The 14,635-nt window shown below is 60.3% G+C and carries 14 protein-coding genes; 4 read left to right on the forward strand and 10 right to left on the reverse strand.

The window, feature by feature from the left end; translation table 11 throughout:
- The first annotated feature begins 263 nt into the window (after positions 1-263).
- Positions 264-1,673: a lysophospholipid acyltransferase family protein gene (locus ABD833_RS18245; protein WP_345074958.1), complete on the forward strand. Its 1,410-nt coding sequence runs from the start codon at positions 264-266 to the stop codon at positions 1,671-1,673.
- A gap of 237 nt (positions 1,674-1,910) precedes the next feature.
- Here ABD833_RS18245 and ABD833_RS18250 read toward each other — a convergent pair whose 3' ends face one another.
- The 5 genes from ABD833_RS18250 to ABD833_RS18270 form a co-directional block, all read right to left on the reverse strand.
- A complete protein-coding gene (locus tag ABD833_RS18250) occupies positions 1,911-2,303 on the reverse strand; it encodes a helix-turn-helix domain-containing protein (protein WP_345074960.1) in 393 nt (130 codons plus the stop codon).
- A gap of 22 nt (positions 2,304-2,325) precedes the next feature.
- A complete protein-coding gene (locus ABD833_RS19415) occupies positions 2,326-2,553 on the reverse strand; it encodes a type II toxin-antitoxin system HigB family toxin (protein WP_425553715.1) in 228 nt (75 codons plus the stop codon).
- 646 nt (positions 2,554-3,199) lie between these two features.
- The gene (locus tag ABD833_RS18260) at positions 3,200-3,829 is read right to left on the reverse strand and encodes a hypothetical protein (protein WP_345074963.1); all 630 of its coding nucleotides are present in this window, start codon (positions 3,827-3,829) and stop codon (positions 3,200-3,202) included.
- Positions 3,829-4,659 (reverse strand): metallophosphoesterase family protein, encoded by an 831-nt coding sequence (locus ABD833_RS18265; RefSeq protein ID WP_345074964.1) that lies wholly within the window; start codon positions 4,657-4,659, stop codon positions 3,829-3,831. Before ABD833_RS18265 ends, ABD833_RS18260 begins: the two co-directional genes overlap by 1 nt.
- A 244-nt stretch (positions 4,660-4,903) precedes the next feature.
- Positions 4,904-5,131 (reverse strand): hypothetical protein, encoded by a 228-nt coding sequence (locus ABD833_RS18270; RefSeq protein WP_345074965.1) that lies wholly within the window; start codon positions 5,129-5,131, stop codon positions 4,904-4,906.
- Between the two features lie 445 nt (positions 5,132-5,576).
- Between ABD833_RS18270 and radA the strand changes: the two genes are divergently transcribed.
- The 3 genes from radA to ABD833_RS18285 all read left to right on the forward strand — a co-directional run bounded on the left by radA (position 5,577) and on the right by ABD833_RS18285 (position 9,910).
- Entirely contained in the window at positions 5,577-6,962 is a 1,386-nt protein-coding gene (gene radA / locus ABD833_RS18275; RefSeq protein WP_345074966.1) for a DNA repair protein RadA, read from the forward strand.
- Between the two features lie 287 nt (positions 6,963-7,249).
- On the forward strand, positions 7,250-8,719 hold the full coding sequence (locus ABD833_RS18280; protein WP_345074968.1) for a TlpA family protein disulfide reductase: 1,470 nt from the start codon (positions 7,250-7,252) through the stop codon (positions 8,717-8,719).
- Positions 8,720-8,890: 171 nt separating this feature from the next.
- Entirely contained in the window at positions 8,891-9,910 is a 1,020-nt protein-coding gene (locus tag ABD833_RS18285; RefSeq protein WP_345074969.1) for an SPASM domain-containing protein, read from the forward strand.
- Between the two features lie 201 nt (positions 9,911-10,111).
- On the opposite strand, the gene ABD833_RS18290 is transcribed toward ABD833_RS18285, so the two are convergent.
- From ABD833_RS18290 to rsmI, 5 genes are all read right to left on the reverse strand, one after another.
- Entirely contained in the window at positions 10,112-10,453 is a 342-nt protein-coding gene (locus ABD833_RS18290; protein ID WP_345074970.1) for a hypothetical protein, read from the reverse strand.
- 119 nt (positions 10,454-10,572) lie between these two features.
- The gene (locus ABD833_RS18295; protein ID WP_345074972.1) at positions 10,573-10,770 is read right to left on the reverse strand and encodes a FeoB-associated Cys-rich membrane protein; all 198 of its coding nucleotides are present in this window, start codon (positions 10,768-10,770) and stop codon (positions 10,573-10,575) included.
- A 132-nt stretch (positions 10,771-10,902) separates the two neighbouring features.
- Positions 10,903-11,715 (reverse strand): inositol monophosphatase family protein, encoded by an 813-nt coding sequence (locus ABD833_RS18300; RefSeq protein ID WP_345074973.1) that lies wholly within the window; start codon positions 11,713-11,715, stop codon positions 10,903-10,905.
- A 214-nt stretch (positions 11,716-11,929) separates the two neighbouring features.
- Positions 11,930-13,642: an apolipoprotein N-acyltransferase gene (gene lnt, locus ABD833_RS18305; RefSeq protein ID WP_345074974.1), complete on the reverse strand. Its 1,713-nt coding sequence runs from the start codon at positions 13,640-13,642 to the stop codon at positions 11,930-11,932.
- Positions 13,632-14,336, reverse strand: coding sequence for a 16S rRNA (cytidine(1402)-2'-O)-methyltransferase (gene rsmI, locus ABD833_RS18310; RefSeq protein ID WP_345074975.1), 705 nt, complete (start codon positions 14,334-14,336; stop codon positions 13,632-13,634). Before rsmI ends, lnt begins: the two co-directional genes overlap by 11 nt.
- Between the last annotated feature and the right edge of the window lie 299 nt (positions 14,337-14,635).

A 14,635-nucleotide genomic window follows, 5' to 3' on the forward strand; every position in this document is an offset into this window, starting at 1 on the left:
TCATCCTGAGCGGCGCGCAGCAAAGCGAAGGACCTTCCTCTTTCACCCCGGCAACCTCATTTCAATGCCCACAGCCCTTTACCGTTGCAGGGGTAAAGGGCTGTGGGCATTGAAATAGCGTCTCTGCTTAACTGAAGAGGAAGGTCCTTCGCTTTGCTGCGCGCCGCTCAGGAAGACCGACACAAAGGATGACCGACACACAGGAGGATAGAACGAATGTGCTCCCGGTTGCCCGTTTGTAAGGTTTGGCCGTACTTAGCCGCATGCTCTTCTTTACCGTTATGAAGCCCGTGGTGCAGGTGGCGCTGCGCGTGTTCTTCCGCCGCCTCGAAATCCGCCACCGCGAGCGGCTGGATCTGCCCGGGCCGCTGCTGCTGGTATCGAACCACCCCAACACGCTGATGGACCCGCTGGTAGTGGCGGCCAACCGGCGCGCGCCCATTGCCTTTCTGGCGAAGAGCACCTTTTTCAAGAACCCGGTTTCGCGGGCCATCTTCACCTCCGGCAACTGCATCCCGATCTACCGCCGCCAGGATGCCGAAAGCGACGCCACCGTGACGCCCGAGGAGCTGGCCCGGCGCAATGAGGCCGCCTTCGGGCAGTGCTACGACTATTTCGACCAGGGCGGCAGCATCCAGATTTTCCCCGAGGGCACCAGCGTGAGCGAGCGGCGGCTGCGTCCCCTCAAAACCGGGGCGGCCCGCATTACCCTGGGCGCCGAAGCCCGCCACGACTTTCAGCTGGGCCTGCGCATTCTGCCCATCGGCATCAACTATTTCGACCCCAGCCGCTTCCGCTCCGACGTGTTCGTGAACGTGGGCCAGCCCATTGTGGTAGCCGACTACGCCGCCGCCTACCGCGCCGACCCCGAAGCTGCCACCGACGCTCTGACCGAGGAAATCCGGCGGCGGCTCGAGCAGCGCCTCGTCATCACCCGCGACGCGGCCGAGGACGAGCTGGTGCTGCAGGTGGAGCGCACCTTCGGTGAGCACCTCATTCCCGACGACGAGGAAACGCTCTACGACAACTTTCAGCTGAGCCGGACCCTGCTCGAAGCGGTGCTCTACTTTGAGCAGCACGCCCCCGTCCGCCTTACTGAGCTGCGCGGCAAGCTCAACAACTATCTGCTCGACCTCGACCGCCTGCGCCTGACCGACAAAGACCTGGAATCGGGCCAGGGCCCGGGCCACCGCTGGACGCGGGCCACGGTATCGGGAATCAACCTGGGGCTGGGCTTTCCGCTGTATCTGTATGGCTTGGTCAACAACTATATTCCCTACATTCTGCCCTCCCTCATTGCCCGGCGCGCCACCAAAGACCTGGAGTTCGTGGCCCCCATTATGATGGTGACCGGCATGCTGACCTTCGGCTTCTGGTATGCCGTGCAGATCGGGCTGGTCCACCATTTCACCCAAAGCTGGGGCTGGACGGCACTATATGCGCTGAGTCTGGCGCCGGCGGGCTTCTACGCCCTGAGCTACTGGAACAACCTGGCCGCCCGCCTGCGCCGGCTGCGGGCGCTGAAGCTGCTGCGCACCGAGCAGCCTGCCATGGAAGGCCTGCTGCGCCAGCGCCACGATATTCTGCTTTTGCTCAGCGAGTTACGGGAGGCCTACCGGGTGGGCCTACCGGGCCTTATCCCCAACCCCTCTCCCGGGGAGAGGGGAGCCTGATGGCACAAACGGGCAAAAGCCCCTGCTTTGCCGCTCTTGTCCTTACCCAAAACTCAAAAGCCCTTCCGGCCAGGTAGCTGGCAGGGCTTTTTGTATGATTTCATCCCCGGTTTATTTCTTGTTAGGCAGCGCTAATTGCTAGCAAACACCCTTTTAGGCCCTGGAGGAAGCTGGAAAAAGATTTGGGGAAGGACAGGCCGGTAAGGGCTGGGGCTTTTGAGATGGAGCGTCCTGCTGCTATTGCAAGCTCAAAAGCTCGTTTGCTGGGATATGCAGCTCAGTGTGCATCTTTTTAACCAGTTCCAAGCTAGGAGTCCGTTTACCGCACAAGATTTCGCTTAAGCGTGATTCAGGGATACCCAGAATTACAGCCAGTTGTTTTTGCTTTAGGCGATGCTTGAACATTTCAAGTTCCAAGCGGCCAGCGTACGAAGTTGGAAAAGCAGGTTCGTGGCCCTGGGCATTTTCGTACCCGTCAATTGCATTGCGCAGTTCAATCAGACGCAGCATGTTTTCCTTTTGGCCGGCAAGAGCAAGTTGCTCAAACTCGGCAAGGGCAACATTGTAGTCGGAGGTGGAGGCGATGTTCATTTTTCCTTTGTTACGTGTTGGGAAGATTTCGGGAAGCAAAGCAAGCAGGCCAGTGAGTGGCCTATAGGGTGGGGAGCCGGGGGCGGAGTTTATCGTATTCGGGATGGGTCATGATTCTGCGAATAAAGATGGTTCGCACATCAAAAAACACCATAGCCAGCACTCGAAAGCTTTTGACGTTGAACACAAACCGGTCATTGCCGATATAGTCCGCATCGGGCATATCCTCTCGCAGTGCATTGAAGTCTTTCCAGTCGGCCAGCTTGACGATGTGATACCAAGTATTCAATGGCTCAGTGGAGGCGGCGTGCTTCAGGGCAAATTAATTGATTGCTGTTTTGGACAGGGTTACCATAGCTCAAAGGCAGATAAGTAGGTGGCGAAAATCGTTTTGCATTAAAAAGAACGTCATGCTGAGCTTGTCGAAGCATCTCTACCGCACACTAAACCAATCGTTTAACGACTAGTTAGAGATGCTTCGACAAGCTCAGCATGACGTTCCAAATAGGTCAAACTAATTCTTGTTGGGTACTTAAGGCTATTACATAATCTGTAATTTTATTACAAATTATGTAATAATAAGGTTTCTAGGAAGTAAAAAAAGCCCCGCCTCAGTTTCTTGTTCTTACCCAAAACTCAAAAGCCCTTCCGGCCAAGTGGCTGGAAGGGCTTTTTGTATGATTTCATTCCCGGTTTATTTCTTGTTAGGCAGCGCTAATCGCTAGCAAACACCCTTTTAGGCCCTGGAGGAAGCTGGAAAAAGATTTGGGGAAAGACAGGCAGCTGGTGGCTTTTGGGTTCTTCCGAATTCAACAAAGTTCTCTCGTCGGTAGCAGCTTGGGCGAGAGCCGACGTTGCGCTGCAAATCGTCTGCCTCCCCTCTCCTCGCGATAATGCGGATAAAGCATTTGCGGGCCGGGAATGAGGCCAATCGGCTAAAAATCGGCTTTTACACCGATGGCCAGCGTCAGCACCTGCCCAAAGCTGAGGCCTTTTCTGTTCTGGGCGTAGCTGATCAGGTACAGATCGTTGGAACCCAGCTCGTAGTAGAGCGATACGGCCTTGGGGGCGGAGCCATTGCGCCCCGGCCGCAGGTACGACAGGCGGCTGCCCGCCAGCGGACCGTAGCGCGTATCGGTCGAAAACCAGTAGTAGTCCTTCGTGTACTGCCCGCGCTCCTCATCGTTGAGGGTCCCGTGGGTATAGCTCAGATAGGCTCCTACCGTCAGCGGCTTAACCTGCCACTGGTCGGTGATGCGGAGGGTGAAGGGCGAATACAGCAGCTTGACCGAGGCCAGCGACAGCGTGGAGCCGGCAAAGCGCTTGGGCACGTAGCCCAGCAGGATGTCGGTTTCTACCTTATTGTTGGCATAGCTGTAGCCCGCGCCAACGGCAACCATGCCGAGGCCGCCGCCGGTTTGCACCATCAGATGGCGCGGCCGATACCAGGGGTGGGCGGCTTTAGCCTTGGGCGCCGGGGCCACCTCCGGATCAGAGGCCTGCGCGGCAGGAGCCGACAGCAGCGTGACGACGGCAGCGCAAAGAAGGGGTAAAGACCGTAGCATTAGAATTTCACTTGTTTGAGGCGGAACTCCTTATCACCCCAGACGGTCATCACCACGTAGGCCCGCTCCGAAAAGGCGTAGGAATTGATGTAAGTGACGCCGTCGTTGAAAGGCTGGCCGATGCTGAAGCTGTGGCGGTGGCCATTCATCTCGAAGGCCAGTTTTGGAGCTTCGCGCAGGGCTCCGGCGTAGCTGTCGCGCAGAGCCGGGTCGAAATCTGCATCCTGGGGGGGCACGTGCGAAATGATGATCTGGCGGCGGGCCCCGCTCAGGTCGGCGAGCTGCTGCCGCACCCACGGCATATTGGGCGTAGAGCCGTCGAAATTGGCTTCGCGGCCGTTGGTGTCAGTCATAATAAACTTCGTGTCGCCGTACACGAAGGAGTAGTTCAGGGCGCCGAAGATGTGCTGATAGGCCTCGCGGCCATTGCCGATGGCGTCGTGGTTGCCGATAACGGTCACGTAAGGCATCTTGAGCGTGCGCAGCTTGTCATCTACCCAGCGCATCTCCCGGCCAAAGCCGAAGTCCGAAATGTCGCCGGCCACCACAAACAGGGAGATACCCGCAAGCTGGTTCACACTGGCGACGAGGTCGTCGGCTTCGTCGTAGAACCGCTGGGAGTCGCCGGTAAAGACAAACCGCAGGGTGTCGCCGGCGGGCAGGGGCTGCTGGCGCAGGCGCGCCAGATTTTTCGCCGTCAGGTCGGTTTGCGCCTTGGGGGAGCGGTAATCATTGGGGCTGAATTCCAGCATCTCGCAGCCCCCCAGGGAGAGGACCGTAACGGCGGCAAGCAGGAAGTTTCGGGGGCGGAAGCGTAAACGGTTCACCATTCTCTCGGCACTAAAAGCAGCTGACAATCCCTCCTACGCGGACGGGTTCGGCGCTTTATACCGCTTAGCGGGCCCGGGTGTTTTTGGCAGAAGTCGCTGGCTGCTGTTGTGTTTCCAGTCAAAACCTGCTTCACAAGCCCGTAAAGCAGGTTTTTGAGGCGAAAGTAATGCTGATTTATTTCTGAGTTTCCACCACCGAATCAGCGCGGCGGCCGCCTGAGTACGGGCGACCGTCCCTTCACCACTATTCGTCCAGGTACTGATGCACGAACTTGATGGCCATGCTGCCCTCGCCTACCGCCGAGGCGCCCCGGGCCATGGTGCCGGCGGCGGAGATACCGGGCACGCAGGTTTCGAGCAGCAGCGGTTCCCGGGTATGCTTCCGGCTGGTGGCACAGCGCGGGTCGGCCCTCAGGTAGCAGCCGGTGAGCAGGACGCCTTTGCCGTCGCAGAGCACGTGTTGCAGATCCACCCGGGGCTGGGCCGGGCCCCGATGAACACAAACAGGGCGCGGGCGGGCCGGGCTTCGGTCTGGCCACGGTTATTGAGCACCACTTCCTCCAAATGGTCCTGCCCCGCACTTCAACTACCTGCGCGAACGGCAGAATTCCGATGGTGGCCGTCCGGGCAATCTGCTCGATCAGGTAGGCCGACATCGACGCCGCCAACGACTCAGTGCGGATGACGACGAACACCCGGCGGGGGTAGAGCAGCGGGCATGGCGGACGGGGGTTGGAGACCGGGATATAAAGCAAGCGCCCCGGGGCCGGCGCCGGTTTACCGGCCTACGATCACCCGCCGGTACCCAATAGCCCGCTTCGAAAAGGCAAGCGGGGTGGGGAGCCCCGCAAAAACCCGTTTCTTGCCAAACTTTTTAGCCCGGCCCGGCATTCTTTAGTTTCTCCTTTCTACCATTCATGGCCAAGCTCAAGACCTTATATCTCTGCCAGAACTGCGGCGCCCAGTCGGCCAAGTGGATTGGCCGCTGCCCCAGCTGCGGCGAGTGGAACACCTACGTGGAGGAAGTTATTCAGAAGGACGACACCCAGGCCGCCGGCTCCTGGAAACCGCCCACCACCGGCCCCGGCACCAAAGCCGTGAGTAAGCCGCGCGTCATCGGCGAAATCCATTTCGAGGAAGAGTCCCGGTTCGACACCAACGACGGCGAGCTGAACCGGGTGCTGGGCGGCGGCCTCGTGCCGGGCTCTCTGGTGCTTATCGGCGGCGAGCCGGGCATCGGCAAAAGCACGCTCATGCTGCAGATTGCCATGAGCCTCAAGCAGATGAAGGTGCTTTACATTTCGGGCGAGGAAAGTGAGCAGCAGATCAAGATGCGGGCTGAGCGGCTCGGGCCCCAGCACCCGCAGTGCTACATCCTGACCGAAACCAACACCCAGAACATCTTCAGGCAGATCGACCAGCTCCAGCCCAACGTGGTCATCGTCGACTCCATCCAGACCCTGCACTCGGGGCTGGTCGAGTCGGGGGCGGGGTCGGTGAGCCAGGTGCGCGAGTGTACCGCCGAGCTGCTCAAGTACGCCAAGGAAACCGGCGTGCCGGTGCTGCTCATCGGCCACATCACCAAGGACGGCTCCATCGCCGGCCCCAAGATTCTGGAGCATATGGTCGACACGGTGCTGCAATTTGAGGGCGACCGGCACCTCTCCTACCGCATTCTGCGCACCACCAAAAACCGTTTTGGCAGCACCTCCGAGCTGGGCATCTACGAAATGCAGGGCACGGGCCTGCGGCAGGTGAGCAACCCCTCCGAAATCCTGCTCAGCCAGCGCACCGAAAGCCTGAGCGGCATGGCCATCGGGGCCACGCTGGAAGGCAACCGGCCCCTGCTGGTGGAAGTGCAGGCCCTCGTGACCCCCGCCACCTACGGCACGCCCCAGCGCAGCGCCACCGGCTTCGATGCCAAGCGCCTGAACATGCTGCTGGCCGTGCTCGAAAAGCGCAGCGGCCTGCGCCTGGGCCAGCACGACGTGTTCCTCAACATTGCTGGCGGCCTGCGCCTCGACGACCCCGCGCTGGATGTGGCCGTATGCGCCGCCGTGGTATCGTCGCTCAATGACCTGCCGATTCCCGGCGACGTGTGTCTGGCGGCGGAAGTGGGGCTGAGCGGGGAAATCCGGGCCGTGAGCCGGCTCGACCAGCGGCTGAGCGAGGCCGAGAAGCTGGGCTTCAAGGAAATGTACATCTCCCAGTTCAATGCCCGGGGCCTGGACCTGGCCCGCTATGGCATCCGGGCCCAGCCGGTCGGACGGCTGGACGAGGTGCTGAGCGGGTTGTTCGGATAGAATTTATAGATGATTATGGGGCAGCTTAGGAACCTGTCTCCACCGTCGGTTAGCCCGATGGCCGGAGGCTTTTTTCTTGCCGATAAGTGCCTCTAAAACAGCGCTAACTCACATTAAGGGTAGCGGTTACGAAAAAAGACAAAATCCGGATTGGTCAACCTACAGGCGAATGCCGTATCTTCGGTAACCAATTTGGCTTTTCCCGCGAATAACTTGCCATCCTCGTTGGAACTGGCAAAGCGGATAAGGCAGCCCGTTTGTATCCGTACCGACTGACTTTTCTTCTGATGGCATATTCTATTCGTATTCCGGGCCTGGTGGTGGCCGTGCTGCTGGCCACCGCTCCCCTGGCCAGCCGCGCGCAGGGTACCGTGACCCTGACGGGCAAGGTCAGTGGCAAGACGGCCGATTCGGTGGCTGTCTCCATCCGGGAAAATCTACTCGATCCTAAAGAGCACATCATCTACGCCGCCGTAAGCGACCGGGGTGAATTCCGGCTGGCCGTGAAGGTGAACGGCCCCACCCGCGCCGACCTGGTGTATGACGACGACGTAGCCGACCTGTTTCTGGAGCCCGGCATGGCCCTGGAAATCAAATTCAAGGGCAATGACCTGGCCGCCACCATTCGCTACAAAGGAAAAGGCGCGGAGCCCAATACCTACCTGGCCGACGTAGACGAGCGGTTCAACCAGATTGATGGGTTTCAGGTGCTGCCCGAAAACATCATGTTCTACGAACCCGGTTTTCTGACCTTCCTCGATTACCGGCGCAAAGAGCAGCGCAAGTTCTACGAAAGCACCGTCGACGGTGAGTCGTATTCCCGGGCGTTTCGCGACTACGCCACGGCCGAAATCGATTACAGCTACGCCAACGACCGCCTGACTTACCAGGATCTGCGCGAGCAGGTGGTAGCCACCGAGGGCCGGCTGAAAATGACGCCCACCTACTACGATTTCCTCAACGAGAAAACGCTGATCAACAACCCGGCCGCCCTGAACAGCGAGCTGCACCAGGAGTTCCTGCTCAATTACGTGCATTACATGGTCACGACCAGTGGCCGCCCGCGCACCGACCCCAGCTTTTATCAGGCCTGCTACGACCTGGCTAAAAGCCAGCTTACCGGCCCTACCCGACCCATCGTCATGGGGCGGGTGTTGCAGGAGTCGTTCCGCTTCGGCCACGTGAAGCAGTCGGCGGCAATGCTGCAGGATTTCCGCGCGGCCGACCCCAGGAATGAGTACTACCCGGTGCTGACGCAGGATTTTGAAACGCATAAAGCCTTCGCCATTGGGGCCCCGGCCCCCAACTTTCACTTCCTCACCGCAACCGGCGACTCGGTTTCGCTGCAAAGCTTCGCCGGCAAGCTGATCTATATCAACTTCTGGCGCACCACCAGCGGCCTGGCCCTGCGTGACCTGCCCTACGCCGCGGATCTGATCAAGAAATTCGACGGCAAGAACATTGTGTTCCTCAACGTGGCCCTCGATGAAAACGAGCCGGCCTGGAAGCAGCTGGTTATCGGCAAAAAGCTCCCCGGCATCCACGTGCGGGCCGCCGGCGGCATGCGCTCGGCCATGGCCAAAGCCTACGCTCTGCAGGACGTGCCGGCGTATTTTTTGCTGGCTGAAGACGGCACTTTCCTGAACACCAAGCCCAAGCGCCTGAGCAGCCGCGCCGCCGTCGACGAAATCAAGCAGTCGTTTGGCAAGGCCAGCACCTACAGCAGCACCATGCCCGCTGCGAACGAGCGGAAGTAGCCCGGCTCGATCCGTCTAAATCCGTATAAAGAAGTGCCGGCCAGATCCTCTGGGCGGCACTTTTATTTGTAAGCCACTGGCTGTTAAAGCCTAGTGACGGGGACTAAACTCTTTGGCGCGCCGCCGGGTTACGAACCGCACTTCGCCGCCTATTGCCGACCTTTGCTCCCCATGGCTTCCCTCCTGACCGACGGTCTGAATTTCGTTTCCAAGCTTACTCCGCTTCGCGCCCTGAATGCGGCGCAGGTAGTGGGCAGCTACGCCCTGAGTAAGGTAACCGGCCAGGCCCGGCACTGGGGCCTGCCGCTGGCGCTGAGCTTCGAGCCCACCACCAGCTGCAACCTGCGGTGCCCGGAGTGCCCCAGCGGCCTGCGCTCCTTCACGCGCCCCACCGGCATGCTGCCCGACGCACTATTCAAGCGCACCATCGATGAGCTGCACCAGCGGCTGTGGTACCTGATCTTCTACTTTCAGGGCGAGCCCTACCTGCACCCGAATTTCCTGGACCTGGTGCAGTACGCCGCCGATAAGGGTATCTACACCGCCACCAGCACTAATGCCCACTACCTCAACGACCACAACGCCCGCCGCACCGTGGAGTCGGGTCTCGACCGGCTGATCATTTCCCTCGACGGCACCACCCAGGAAGTGTACCAGCAGTACCGCGTGGGGGGCAAGCTGGATAAGGTGCTGGAGGGCACCCGCAACGTGGTGAAGTGGCGCAAGGAGCTGAAGTCCAGCACCCCCCGTATCGTGTTTCAGTTTCTGGTCGTGCGCCCCAACGAGCACCAGATCGAGGAGGCCAAAACCTTAGCGAAGGAAATGGGCGTGGACGACGTCTGGTTCAAGACGGCCCAGATCTACGACTACCAGAACGGCTCCCCCCTCATTCCCACCATCGACTACTACTCGCGCTACGAGAACAACGGCGGGACCTGGAACATTAAGAACAAGCTGCTGAATCACTGCTGGAAAATGTGGCACAGCTGCGTCGTCACCTGGGATGGCCTCGTGGTACCGTGCTGCTTCGATAAGGATGCTGAGTACCGGCAGGGGGATCTGAAAACCGAAACCTTCCGCCAGCTCTGGCACGGCCCCCAATACCGCGGCTTCCGCGCCTCCCTGCTCAAAGGCCGCGACCAGATCGACATGTGCCGTAACTGCACCCAGGGCACCAAGGTGTGGGGGTGATATTTAATTAGTAATGAATAATTAGTAATTAAGAATTGGCTGCCCCGGCATCCAGTCGATGGACATCAGAACAGCCAATTCTTAATTACTAATTCCTAATTAGTAATTAAGAATTGGCTGCCCCGGCATCCAGTCGATGGACATCAGAACAGTCAATTCTTAATTACTAATTCCTAATTAGTAATTAAGAATTGGCGCAGCCTACTTGTGGGCTTTCTTCAGGTTCTTGCCCAGGTCGTCTACTTTCTTCAGGAAATCGTCGGTGTTGGCGTCAGCGTAGGTGCCGAACGAGTTGGAGATAGTGCCGCGCACCCCGTCGGCGCACTCGATAGCGTAGAGAATGGACATGTCATCCGGGTCGCTTTCCCCTTCGAAGCGGTAGAAGTCCACGATGGTAACATCCTCGGCGCCGTAGCTCTTTTTCGAGTCGGTGCTCATGGTTTGCAGGCGGCCGTCGCACACGTTGAAGTCCTGCGTAAAGCCGTCACTGCTCAACTTTTTCTCGACGTTAATCAGCGAGCGTTCTTCTTCTTTGTCTTGCATTGTAGTAGTGTTTGGGGTAGGGAGCTGGGAGCAGCGGGGGCCCAAAATAAAGCCCCCAGACCGGCTATACGCAGCCGGTACGGGGGCAGGTTGTCGGAAGTTTGCCGGGGGTCCGGGCGCTACTGGGCGCCGGCGCGGGCCGCGGCCGTTTCAATGGTGCGTTGCAGCCGATCTACGTCGATAGCACCGCAGGCACTGCCGCAGCCTTTAGCGCAGCCGCTGGCCGTTTTGACGAAGAATGCCCGCCAGAAGATCCGGCCCACGTAGAACGTGGCCGCCAGGAACAGCAGGCCGATGATGAGGTATTGGAAGATCATAACGCAGGGAAAACTAACGTCGGCCAGGAAAAGTTTGCTGGTCCGCAACCGTAACGCGAAGTTTCACTTCGCGTTACGGTTGCCCGATAATCGTTGCCCCGGCACCGGCGACCCGCGAAGTATCGCTTCGCGCTACGTCCAGAACTCCCGGATGAGGCCCTGCATTTCCCCGTGCAGGGGGCCGTTGGAAGCGACTACCTCGCGCCCGAACACCGGGTCGCCGTCGTGCAGAAACTGGGTGACGTGGCCCCCGGCTTCGCGCACCAGCAGGATACCGGCCGCCACGTCGTAGGAGTTGATGTTGAACTCGAAGTAGCCATCGAAACGACCGGCGGCCACCCAGGCCAGGTCCACGGCGGCTGAGCCTACGCGCCGCACGCCGTTGGTACCGCGCATGAACTCCTTCAGAATAGCCAGGTAGGCATCAACGCGGTGGAAGTTGCTGTAGGGAAAACCCGTGGCTATCAGCGACTGAGTTAACGCCGGTGTAGCCGACACGCGAATGGGCTGCTCGTTGCAGAAGGCCCCGCCGCCGCGCACGGCCCGGAAGCACTCGTCCAGGTTCACCTCATACACCACGCCAATCACCAGCTCCGTGCCTTCCAGCAGCGCCACGCTCACCGAATAGCAGGGCAGGCCATGGACGAAGTTGGTGGTGCCGTCGAGGGGGTCGATAATCCAGGTCAGCGCGGTGCCGGCACTGGTAGCCTGACTGTCGCCGCCGGTGGTCCCCTCTTCGGTGATGAAGCCGGCCTGGGGCAGCAGCTCGCGCAGCCCGGCCACCACTATCCGCTCCGACTCCTGGTCCACGTACGAGACCATGTCGTGCAGGCCCTTGTGCTCGATGCGGCCCCGGTCGAAGGTGGCGGCTTCCTGACGGATGAACTGCCCGGCCCGGCGGGCCACGTCGGCAACCTGAAAGCTGAGGGGAGTGAAGTCGGTCATGGGCTTAACTGTTTATTCCTGTCATCCTGAACGCAGCGCAGCGGAGTGAAGGGCCTCCCTCTTTCAGCCCTGAAGATCTTCTTTCACTGCTCTACCGGCTTTCCCCGGGGCTCGATGAAAGGCTTTGCATATTGAAAGGGGGTTGTACGGGCGAAGAGGAAGGTCCTTCACCCCGCTGCGCTGCGTTCAGGATGACAGACGATTTATTTGGGTATTAAGAAGCAAACCGCCGGTTCAGCCCGCGCACCAGCACGAAGGCCAGCAGCAGCACGGCCAGCCCCTGCGCCCCGCGGCCAATCAGCTCGCCGTAGCGGACGTAGAAGGTAATGCCCGTATTCAGATGCACCGTGCCGCGGGCGGCGGCGGGTACCCACCACCCGGTTTGTTGGGTGATTTCGCCCTTCTGGTTGATGTAGGCCGAAATCCCGGTGTTGGCCGAGCGGGCCACGTCGCGGCGGGTTTCAATGGCCCGCAGCGTGGCGTACTGCAGGTGCTGCTGGTGCCCGGGCGAGTCGCTCCACCAGCCGTCGTTGGTGATGATGCCGATAAGCGTGGCCCCACCCGTCACGTAGTCGGCCACGAAGTCGCCGTACACCGACTCGTAGCAGATAACGGGGGCCACGCGCAGGGCGGAGTCGGTGGTGGTGCGAAACACGGTGCGCTCGGCCTGACTGCCGAGGCCGCCGGCCGCGCCGCCCAGATCAATCACGAAAGCCGACAGCCAGTGCGGCACGCCTTCCACCCCCGGCACCAGCCGCGACTTATGATAAAACGTGGCCGGCGTGGCCGGGCCGGGGAAGTGTACGGCCGTGTTAAAGAAGTCGTAGTAGCCGATGTCGTCGCGGAAGCGGGCCGATTGGCTGGCGGTTTCTTTGCTGGGGTAGGTGGTCAGGGTAGTGGCGCCCGTCACGAGCTCCAGCCCGGGGTGGCGGGCCAGGAAACCCTGAATCTGGACGGCCTTGGGGCTGGAGTTGAAGGTGGCTTCCCAGTTGTTTTCCTCCAGCGACGTTTCGGGCCACAGTACCAGCCGGGTTTGCGGGGTCAGATTTTGCTCAGTGAGCTGGAACATGCGCCGCAGCTGCTCCTCGTAAGGAATGAACTTGTCGCCGCCCTCGAACTTTTCCGTGAACGGGTCGAAGTTGGGCTGAATAACCAGCACCTCCGCCGGGGTACCCTGCTCCCGGTAACGGCTACCAATCAGGGTAGACAAGCCGATGGGCAGCAGGATGGCCACTAGCGTGGCAATTAGTAATTGATAATTAGTAATTAAGAATTGGGGACGCGGCGTTTTTGCATCCGCCGAATTATTAATTACTACTTGATAATTACTAATTAACCTGAATACCAGCAGGTTCGTCACCCAGATCCAGACCGAGCCGCCCAGGAAGCCGGTGTATTCGTACCACTGCACCCACTGGTTGGCGGTGGCGAAGCCGTTGCCGAGCGTCAGCCAGGGCCAGGTGAAGTCCCAGTGCAGGTGGAGCTGCTCGAAGGCAATCCAGTAGATGGGCAAGGACACGTAGCCCAGGCGCGGCCCCGCCAGCCGCTTGGTGTGGTAGAACGCCATGGTGGGCAGGCACATCAGCAGGGCGTTGAGCACCACGGCCGTGATACCGCCGGCCAGGGTACTGTAGCTCACCCACCAGGTGGTGAAGGCGTTCCAGAGTACCAGCGTGAGGTAGGAGTAGCGAAACACTTTCCAGCCGCTGGCCCCGCGCCGTACCAGCATGTCTTCCAGGTATAAGTACGGCACCCAGCCCACCAGCAGCAGCAGCGCCAGCGGAGCCGGATGCACCGGCCAGCCCAGCCACAGCAGCCCGGCACTCAGCAGCGCCAGCAGCGCGGGCGGCCAGGACGCCGGGCGCGTCCAGGTGAAAGCCGCGGCGGGGAGGACGGGGGATAGGTCAGCGGCAGGTTTAGTCAGCACGACGCTCTTCTTTATGCCCCTGTACGACAAGGACGATTTCTCCTTTGATGCTGGTACGTCCCGCGAAGTTGGCGGCCAGCTCCGGCAGCGTGCCGTTCACGGTTTCCTCAAACAGCTTGGTCAGCTCCCGGCTTACGGACGCCAGCCGCTCCGGCCCCAGCACCTCGGCCAGCTGCTCCAGCGTTTTGACGATGCGGTGCGGCGACTCGTAGAAAATCATGGTGCGGGTTTCGGCGGTCAGCTCCCGCAGGCGGGTCTGGCGGCCTTTTTTCACCGGCAGAAATCCTTCGAACGTGAACCGCTCGGCCCCGAAGCCCGACTTGAGCAACGCCGGCACGAAGGCCGTAGCGCCGGGCAGGCACTCCACCTTCAGCCCCTTGGCCAGGCATTCGCGCACCAGCAGAAAGCCGGGGTCCGAAATACCCGGGGTGCCGGCATCCGACACCAGGGCCATCTTTTCCCCTTTCTCCAGCCGATCCAGGATGCGCTGCACGGTCTGGTGCTCGTTGTGAAGATGGTAGCTGAGCAGGGGCTTTTTCAAGCCTAGGTGCTGCATCAGCCGGCCGCTGGTGCGGGTGTCCTCGGCCAGCACCACGTCCACTTCGCCCAGTATCCGGATGGCCCGCAAGGTGATATCTTCCAGGTTGCCGATGGGCGTGGGCACGAGGTACAAAACGGTAGGCGCGTCAGACATAGGGCAAAGGTAGCAGACGACCAGCGGAAGTCGGAAGCCGCACCCCGTCCGGCACGACTTCCGGCAGCGGACGTGCGGCAAGTCTCCCGACTTGCCGCACGGGGCCAGACAGCATCGGTATATCGGCTGCGGGCAGCAAACCAGCCGTTCGGTCAGTCTGGCGACTGGCTTCGTGTTCGGGGCGGGCAGTCGTACCCGCGGCTTCCGGCTTCCGCCAGCGCCCCAGCGCCACGTATTCTTTCTGTTAGCTTCGGGGTATGAAAACAGCGTTGTTATCGTTGTGCCTGGCTTTTTTCTTC

Origin of the sequence: Hymenobacter fastidiosus, assembly GCF_039539565.1 — a bacterium.
In the GTDB taxonomy this organism is placed as follows: Bacteria; Bacteroidota; Bacteroidia; order Cytophagales; family Hymenobacteraceae; genus Hymenobacter; species Hymenobacter fastidiosus.